The sequence below is a fragment of the Micromonospora sp. WMMD736 genome (assembly GCF_049179015.1).
GTDB lineage: Bacteria > Actinomycetota > Actinomycetes > Mycobacteriales > Micromonosporaceae > Micromonospora.
In genome coordinates, this window is sequence record NZ_JBMHMI010000102.1 from 1 (window position 1) to 1,431 (window position 1,431).

General features: G+C 66.9%; 1 protein-coding gene. It reads right to left on the reverse strand.

The window, feature by feature from the left end; genetic code table 11:
• Window positions 1–26 precede the first annotated feature (26 nt).
• Window positions 27–1,271 carry an IS701 family transposase gene (locus ACN269_RS34170; protein WP_421477395.1) on the reverse strand — a complete coding sequence of 415 codons (1,245 nt, stop codon included), beginning with the start codon at window positions 1,269–1,271 and terminating at the stop codon, window positions 27–29.
• Between the last annotated feature and the right edge of the window lie 160 nt (window positions 1,272–1,431).

Consider the following 1,431-nt stretch of genomic DNA (forward strand, 5'->3'; position numbering starts at 1 on the left):
GCTAGTACTGCAGCCGTAGATCGGGATCACTGTTGTTCGCGCCGTCGGTAGTGGGATTGTCGGGCTCGGTATTGGTGTCGTCGGCGCCATCGTGACCAGGCGAGCAGGGTCGTGATGGTGTGGTTGGTGGCCAGGAGCAGGGCGTCGAAGAGTCGTCGAAATTCGTTGACGGTCAGCATGATCAGCCCTGCCGGTGTGGGTGTGGTGTCACGTTCGATCGCGCAGGCGACTGCCAGGAATGCGTGGGCGAGCATGGCCAGAGTGGTCCAGCGGTGCCAGGAGGTCCAGCGCCGGACCTGGTGCTGGTCGAGGCCGACGAGTCCTTTGGCGGCTTGGAAGGATTCCTCGATGCGCCAGCGTTGGCCGGCGACGGCGACCAGGGTGCGTAACGGGACTGGCTTGGGGCTGTAGCAGCGTAGGTAGGCCAGCTCCCCGGTGGCGTCGTTGCGGCGGATCAGCAAATGATGCACACCGGTGTCGGTGTCGTCTTCGGCCAGCAGCCGAAACCACGCCCAGGAGTAGATGCGTGGGCCGTGGGCGCCGTTGCCGGCGGAGTGTTTCTGCCAGGCGTGCGTGCCGATGAGCGCCGGGAGCTTGTCGACGCGGATGGGTCCGGCGTGGGTGGGGACGCGGCGGTTGGCGGCGATCGCCAGCACGTAGCCCAGGCCGTGGGCGCGTACGGCGGCGCGCAGCTGTGGGTGGGCGCCGTAGACTTCGTCGCCGGCGACCCAGCCGGCGGGCACGTCCGCGGCCACCGCACGGTCGATCAGCTCGACGGCCAACATCGGTTTGGTGGCGAAACTGCGCTTGCCGGTGGGGATTCCGGCATCCATACACCGCTGGGGGTCTTCGGTCCAGGACTTCGGTAGATACAGCGCCCGGTCGATCAGCGCGTGCCCACGGGGGGCGGCGTAGGTCAGGTAGACCGCGACTTGGGAGTTCTCGATGCGGCCCGCGGTGCCGGAATACTGGCGCTGGACGCCCACGCTGTGGGTGCCCTTCTTGACGTCGCCGGTCTCGTCGACCACCAGGACCGCCTCACCGTCACCGAAGGCGTCGACGACGTAGTCACGCAGATCGTCACGGACTTCATCGGCATCCCAGCGGGCCCGCGCCAACAGGTGCTGCAGCCCGTCCGGTGTGGTGGCGCCGCGGTGCTCGGCGATGGTCCAGCAATTCTTGCGGTCCAGGCTCGAGACCATGCCGGCCATCAACGCCGCAGCATGCCGCAGCGGTTCATACCGGGTAAATCGCGGCGCGATCCGATCCAACACCGCCGAGAACTCGGTCTGCCATCGATCAGGGTCTACGCTATGAGCCGCGGCGGCCGCGGCATTTTCTGTTGTCTTCACAAACTCCGAACAATGCCGCGGTCACCGCTCTGACCAGCGCAGACACGCCGAAACTCACCAGCCCCGATCTACGGCTGCA